This window comes from Pelagibius sp. (genome assembly GCF_028289705.1).
Lineage (GTDB): Bacteria > Pseudomonadota > Alphaproteobacteria > Kiloniellales > Kiloniellaceae > Pelagibius.
This window is the reverse complement of the sequence record NZ_JANQOI010000002.1, coordinates 1-5,786: the sequence shown is the minus strand read 5'-3', so window position 1 is coordinate 5,786 and position 5,786 is coordinate 1. Positions and strand designations below refer to the sequence as shown.

General features: G+C 64.7%; 6 protein-coding genes, 1 tRNA gene and 2 pseudogenes. All 9 read left to right on the top strand.

Going from position 1 to position 5,786, the window contains the following annotated elements; all coding sequences use genetic code 11:
• Positions 1-130, top strand: a pseudogene (tuf, locus tag Q0996_RS00080) (elongation factor Tu); the annotation flags it as partial.
• A gap of 144 nt (positions 131-274) precedes the next feature.
• Positions 275-350, top strand: a tRNA-Trp gene (locus Q0996_RS00075).
• Positions 351-456: 106 nt separating this feature from the next.
• On the top strand, positions 457-654 hold the full coding sequence (secE, locus tag Q0996_RS00070; RefSeq protein ID WP_299614762.1) for a preprotein translocase subunit SecE: 198 nt from the start codon (positions 457-459) through the stop codon (positions 652-654).
• Between the two features lie 4 nt (positions 655-658).
• Positions 659-1,186, top strand: a complete 528-nt coding sequence (gene nusG / locus Q0996_RS00065; protein WP_299614760.1) for a transcription termination/antitermination protein NusG — start codon at positions 659-661, stop codon at positions 1,184-1,186.
• A gap of 112 nt (positions 1,187-1,298) precedes the next feature.
• Positions 1,299-1,727: a 50S ribosomal protein L11 gene (gene rplK / locus Q0996_RS00060; protein ID WP_299614758.1), complete on the top strand. Its 429-nt coding sequence runs from the start codon at positions 1,299-1,301 to the stop codon at positions 1,725-1,727.
• A 4-nt stretch (positions 1,728-1,731) separates the two neighbouring features.
• Entirely contained in the window at positions 1,732-2,427 is a 696-nt protein-coding gene (gene rplA, locus Q0996_RS00055) for a 50S ribosomal protein L1 (RefSeq protein WP_299614756.1), read from the top strand.
• 326 nt (positions 2,428-2,753) lie between these two features.
• On the top strand, positions 2,754-3,272 hold the full coding sequence (gene rplJ / locus Q0996_RS00050) for a 50S ribosomal protein L10 (RefSeq protein WP_299614755.1): 519 nt from the start codon (positions 2,754-2,756) through the stop codon (positions 3,270-3,272).
• Positions 3,273-3,315: 43 nt separating this feature from the next.
• Entirely contained in the window at positions 3,316-3,693 is a 378-nt protein-coding gene (gene rplL, locus Q0996_RS00045) for a 50S ribosomal protein L7/L12 (protein WP_299614753.1), read from the top strand.
• Positions 3,694-3,966: 273 nt separating this feature from the next.
• Positions 3,967-5,786: pseudogene (locus tag Q0996_RS00040) on the top strand (DNA-directed RNA polymerase subunit beta); the annotation flags it as partial.

Genomic DNA, 5,786 nt, shown 5'->3' with positions numbered 1-5,786 from the left:
GCCGGGCGACAATGTGTCGATGACGGTTGAGCTGATCGCGCCGATTGCGATGGACGAGGGCCTGCGCTTTGCCATCCGCGAAGGCGGGCGCACCGTCGGTGCCGGCGTCGTCGCTGGCATCAGCAAGTAAGCGTAAGGATACCTGAAGGTCGTTAGCGGGCGCTGCGCCAAGCGGGCGCCCGCCGGCGGCACTCCGGAGGCCGGGCCGCGAGATCGGTCCAACAAATCGGGTCAGATCCCCGGATCAGATGATCGGGCCGGCCAAGTGGTGCGAAGGAGTGTAGCTCAATTGGCAGAGCACCGGTCTCCAAAACCGGGGGTTGTGGGTTCGAGTCCCTCCACTCCTGCCAGCCCGGGCCCGGAGGTTGGGCCGGCCGGACGGTAGGTCGAAACGAACGGACATCATGACCGCGCTCTTCAGCGCGGTTTAGGCGTAGTAGGAAGCAGTTCAAGCCAATGGCAATGATCAACCCGGCACAGTTCGTCCGCGAGGTCATCGGCGAGGTCAAGAAAGTGACCTTTCCGACGCGCAAGGAGACCACGGTGACCACCATCATGGTGTTCATCATGGTGGCCCTCGCGGCGCTGTTCTTCATGCTAGTCGACTGGATTCTCTCCCAGGGCGTGCAGCTGCTTCTTGGTGTGGGAGGCTGAGCCCATGGCAATGCAATGGTATGTCCTGCACGTCTACTCCGGCTTCGAGAAGAAGGTGGCCGAGGCTATCCACGAACAGGCCCGCCAGAAGGCCATGGAGGATCTCTTCGAGCAGGTGCTGGTGCCGACCGAGGAGGTGGTGGAGCTGCGGCGCGGCCAAAAGGTCAACGCCGAGCGCAAGTTCTTCCCCGGCTATGTGCTGCTGCGCATGGAACTGACCGATGAGTCCTGGCACCTGGTCAAGAACACGCCGAAGGTGACCGGATTCCTCGGCAACCGCCGGCCGACCCCGATCTCCTCCAAGGAGGCCGAGCGCATCCTGCGCCAGGTCCAGGAAGGGGTGGAGCGGCCCAAGCCCTCCATCATCTTTGAGATCGGCGAGCAGGTGCGTGTCGCCGACGGTCCCTTCACCTCCTTCAACGGGATGGTGGAGGAGGTCGACGAGGAGCGCGCCCGCCTCAAGGTGGCGGTCTCGATCTTCGGACGCTCGACGCCGGTGGAGTTGGAATACTCACAGGTCGAGAAGCTGTAACGATTTGTTAACCATTCGGGCGGGACTGTCCGAATCTGCGGGAGGCGCTGCCGCACAAAGTCCACAGGCCGCGCCGTACCGCAAACCCCTAGACGCGAGAAAGGGATAGACAGTGGCAAAGAAAGTAGCGGGCTTCATCAAGTTGGAGATCCCGGCAGGTCAGGCGAACCCTTCGCCGCCGGTCGGGCCTGCTCTTGGTGCGCGCGGCCTGAACATCATGGAGTTCTGCAAGGCGTTCAACGCGGCCACCCAGAACATGGACCAGGGAACCCCGACCCCGGTGATCATCACCGCCTATTCGGACCGTTCCTTTTCTTTCGAGACCAAGACGCCGCCGGCCAGCCATTTCCTGCGCAAGGCGGCCAAGGTTGCCAAGGGCTCCTCGGTGCCGAACCGCGACAAGGTGGGCACGGTGAGCATGGCGCAGGTGCGCGAGATCGCGGAAGCGAAGATGCAGGATCTGAACGCCAACGACATTGACGCGGCGGCCAAGATCATCATGGGATCGGCCCGCTCCATGGGCATCGAGGTGACGGAGTAGAGCCATGGCATTTCAGGGAAAACGGCTGAAGCAGGCCTACGACGGAATCGATCGCAAGGCGATCTATGCCATCGATGAAGCGGTCCAGAAGATCAAGGCCGGCGCCACGGCGAAGTTCGACGAGACCGTCGAGATCTCCATGAACCTGGGCGTCGACCCGCGCCACGCGGACCAGAACGTTCGCGGCGTGGTCGCGCTGCCCCACGGCACCGGCAAGTCGGTGCGGGTGGCGGTCTTCGCCCGGGCGGCCAAGGCCGACGAGGCCCGCGAGGCGGGCGCCGATATCGTCGGCGCCGAGGACCTGGCGGAGAAGATCCAGGGCGGCGAGATGAATTTCGACCGCTGCATCGCCACCCCGGACATGATGCCGGTGGTGGGGCGCCTGGGTAAGGTGCTGGGTCCGCGCGGCCTGATGCCGAACCCCAAGCTGGGGACCGTCACCGCCGACGTGGCCGCCGCCATCCAGGCGGTCAAGGGCGGCCAGGTGGAATTCCGTGCCGAGAAGGCCGGCATCGTCCATGCCGGCGTCGGCAAGGTCAGCTTCGGCGATGCCGCGCTGGTGGAGAACGTCAAGGCCTTCGTCGAGGCGATCTCCCGCGCCAAGCCGAGCGGCGCCAAGGGAACCTATATCAAGCGTATCGCCCTCTCCTCCACCATGGGGCCGGGGCTGCGCGTGGATTTGGGCAGCATCCAGGCCTAGGGGCCCGGTCTGCCATCAGGGATTTCCGGCCAGGGCCTCGATTGCCAGGGCCGGGAAGGGGCGGCAGCCAGTCTGCCCGCCCCACCTGTCCGAGACTGCAGGTGCCGTCTGCGGAGCCGCCCCGAAAGGGGCCAACCGAGACGGTTTAAGCCCCCGCGGGCCTGCATAGACGGGAGCACAGGGTTTCGGGCCGTCCTTACGCGGCGTCCTGGGGCTTGAACTTCCGGGACAGGCGAGCCGGATCACCGGTGCCTATGCCGGTGGTCCTCGTTGAAACCGGAAGGGCCGCAATACCGCGGTCCGACCAACTAGAGCGGAAGTGACTCGTGGACCGATCTCAAAAAGAAGAGCTGGTCGCCGGTCTGCATCGCGTGTTTGACGAGACGACCCTGGTCGTCGTCACCCAGCAATCGGGGATGACGGTGACCGAGGCTTCGGCTCTCAGGCGACAGATGCGTGAGGCGGGTGCCAGCTACAAGGTGACGAAGAATCGGCTCACGCGTCTTGCTCTTGAGGGTACGCAATTCGAGGCGCTGAAAGACCTCTTCACCGGACCGACGGCGATTGCCGTTTCGGAGGATCCGGTGGCCGCTGCGCGGGTCTGCGTGGCGTTCGCCAAGGCGAACGACAAGCTGACCATCGTCGGCGGTGCCATGGGGTCGACCATGCTGGATCCCAACGGGATCAAGGCGCTGGCCAGCCTGCCGTCGCTCGACGAGCTGCGCGGCAAGCTGATCGGTGTGCTGCAGGCCCCGGCCACCAAGCTGGCCGGTGTCACGCAGGCGCCGGCGGCACAGTTGGCCCGTGTTTTCAGTGCCTACGGCTCTCAGGGTGAAGCCGCGTAAGCCTCGTCAAGGATGAGAGTTCAAGCCTAGGAGAAAGTAAGAAATGGCTGATTTGGATAAACTGGTCGAAGAGCTGTCCAAGCTCACCGTCATCGAGGCGGCGGAGCTGGCGACCAAGCTGGAAGAGACCTGGGGCGTCTCCGCCGCGGCCCCGGTGGCTGTGGCGGCTGTTGCCGGTGCGCCCGCCGAGGGCGAGGCGGCTGCTGAGAAGGACGAGTTCGACGTCGTTCTGGCCGCCGTTGGCGACAAGAAGATCAACGTCATCAAGGAAGTCCGGGCCATCACCGGACTGGGCCTGAAAGAGGCCAAGGATCTGGTCGAGTCCGCGCCGAAGCCGGTCAAGGAAGCCGTCGGCAAGGACGAGGCCGAAGAGCTCAAGAAGAAGCTCGAAGAGGTGGGTGCGACGGTCGAGCTCAAGTAGCTTGACCGCGCGCAAAAGGTTGGTAACCGGCCGGCGGGCGTCGATCAGACGCACGCCGCGCCGGCTCTTTGCGTCTCTATAGAGGGACGCGTGCGTGCGGACGCCTTAGCGGGTGTTTCGGCATCGCCGCACGACAATGGCTTTGGGGATCGGGCCGCTCAATCATCCCCGCTGCCGGGCCAGAGCTGAGGGTCCGGAGCCAAGGACAGAAGAGGGCCGCCGCGGCGGCGCCCGGAGGTCCGGCTCAGCGACGCGAACGAGGACATGACAGACATGGCGAATTCCCTGACCGCACGTAAGCGTATCCGCAAGAACTTCGGCAAGATTGCCGAAGTGGCGGAGATGCCCAACCTGATCGAGGTCCAGAAGACCTCCTACGACCAGTTTCTTCAGTTGGGTACTCCGATCTCCGAGCGGAGCAATACGGGCCTGCAGGAAGTTTTCACTTCGGTGTTTCCGATCCGCGACTTTTCCGAGCGCGCCGAGCTGCAGTTCGTGCGCTATGAGTTGGAAGAGCCGAAGTACGATGTCGAGGAGTGCCAGCAGCGGGGCATGACCTTCGCCGCGCCGTTGAAGGTAACGCTGCGTCTGGTGGTCTGGGATGTCGACGAGGACACCGGCTCGCGCTCCATCCGCGACATCAAGGAGCAGGACGTCTACATGGGCGACATGCCCCTGATGACGCGCAACGGCACTTTCGTCATCAACGGCACCGAGCGGGTCATCGTCTCCCAGATGCACCGCAGCCCGGGCGTCTTCTTCGACCATGACCGCGGCAAGACCCATTCCTCGGGCAAGTATCTCTTCGCCGCCCGCGTCATTCCCTACCGCGGTTCCTGGCTGGACTTCGAGTTCGATGCCAAGGATCTGGTCTATGTGCGCATCGACCGGCGCCGCAAGCTGCCGGCCACCACGCTGCTGCTGGCGCTGGATTCCGCGGCCACGGAGAAGCTACGCGTTGACCGGGCCAAGGACGGCGGCGGGCTGGAGCCGCACGAGGCTCAGGGCATGACCCCGGAGGATATCCTCGACTACTTCTACGACCACGTGGTCTACAAGCGCTCCGGCAAGGGCTGGCGCACGCCCTTCGATGCCGAGCGCATGCGCGGCGCCAAGCTTGCCACCGATCTGATCGATGCCGACAGCGGCAAGGCGGTCGCCGAGGCCGGCCAGAAGATCACCCCGCGCCTCGCCAAGAAGCTGGCCGAGGGCGGCCTGAAGGACGTCTTCGTCACCAACGAGCAGCTTGTCGGCAGCTACATCTCCGGCGACTTCATCAATAAGAAGACCGGTGAGGTGATCTGCGAGGCGGGTGACGAGCTGAGCGAGTCGCTGCTCGAGACCCTGGTCGAGTCGGGCATGAAGGAACTCTCCATCCTCGCCATCGACCACATCAACGTTGGCGCGTACATCCGCAACACCCTGGCGGCGGACAAGAACACCAACCGCGAAGAGGCGCTGATCGACATCTACCGGGTGATGCGCCCGGGCGAGCCGCCGACGCTGGAAACCGCCGAGGCGATGTTCAACGGACTGTTCTTCGACGGCGAGCGCTACGACCTCTCCGCGGTCGGCCGCGTCAAGATGAACGCCCGCATGGGCTTTCAGACCGACGATCAGGTCCGCACCCTGCGCAAGGAAGACATGCTGTCGATCCTCAAGGTCCTGGTGGGTCTGAAGGACGGCCACGGCGAGATCGACGACATCGACCACCTGGGCAACCGCCGGGTGCGCTCGGTGGGCGAGCTGATGGAAAACCAGTACCGTCTCGGCCTGCTGCGCATGGAGCGCGCGATCAAGGAGCGCATGTCCTCCGTCGAGATCGACTCGGTGATGCCCCACGACCTCATCAACGCCAAGCCGGCGGCGGCGGCGGTGCGGGAGTTCTTCGGCTCCTCGCAGCTCTCCCAGTTTATGGACCAGACCAACCCGCTGTCGGAGATCACCCACAAGCGGCGCCTCTCGGCCCTCGGTCCGGGCGGTCTGACCCGCGAGCGGGCGGGCTTCGAGGTACGCGACGTGCACCCCACCCACTATGCCCGCATCTGCCCCATCGAGACGCCGGAAGGCCCGAACATCGGCCTGATCAACTC

Excerpts from the sequence above, each read along its gene's own strand:
- rplL (WP_299614753.1), top strand. The coding sequence starts at position 3,316 with ATGGCTGATTTGGATAAACTGGTCGAAGAGCTGTCCAAGCTCACCGTC.
- secE (WP_299614762.1), top strand. The coding sequence starts at position 457 with ATGGCAATGATCAACCCGGCACAGTTCGTCCGCGAGGTCATCGGCGAG.
- nusG (WP_299614760.1), top strand. The coding sequence starts at position 659 with ATGGCAATGCAATGGTATGTCCTGCACGTCTACTCCGGCTTCGAGAAG.
- rplA (WP_299614756.1), top strand. The coding sequence starts at position 1,732 with ATGGCATTTCAGGGAAAACGGCTGAAGCAGGCCTACGACGGAATCGAT.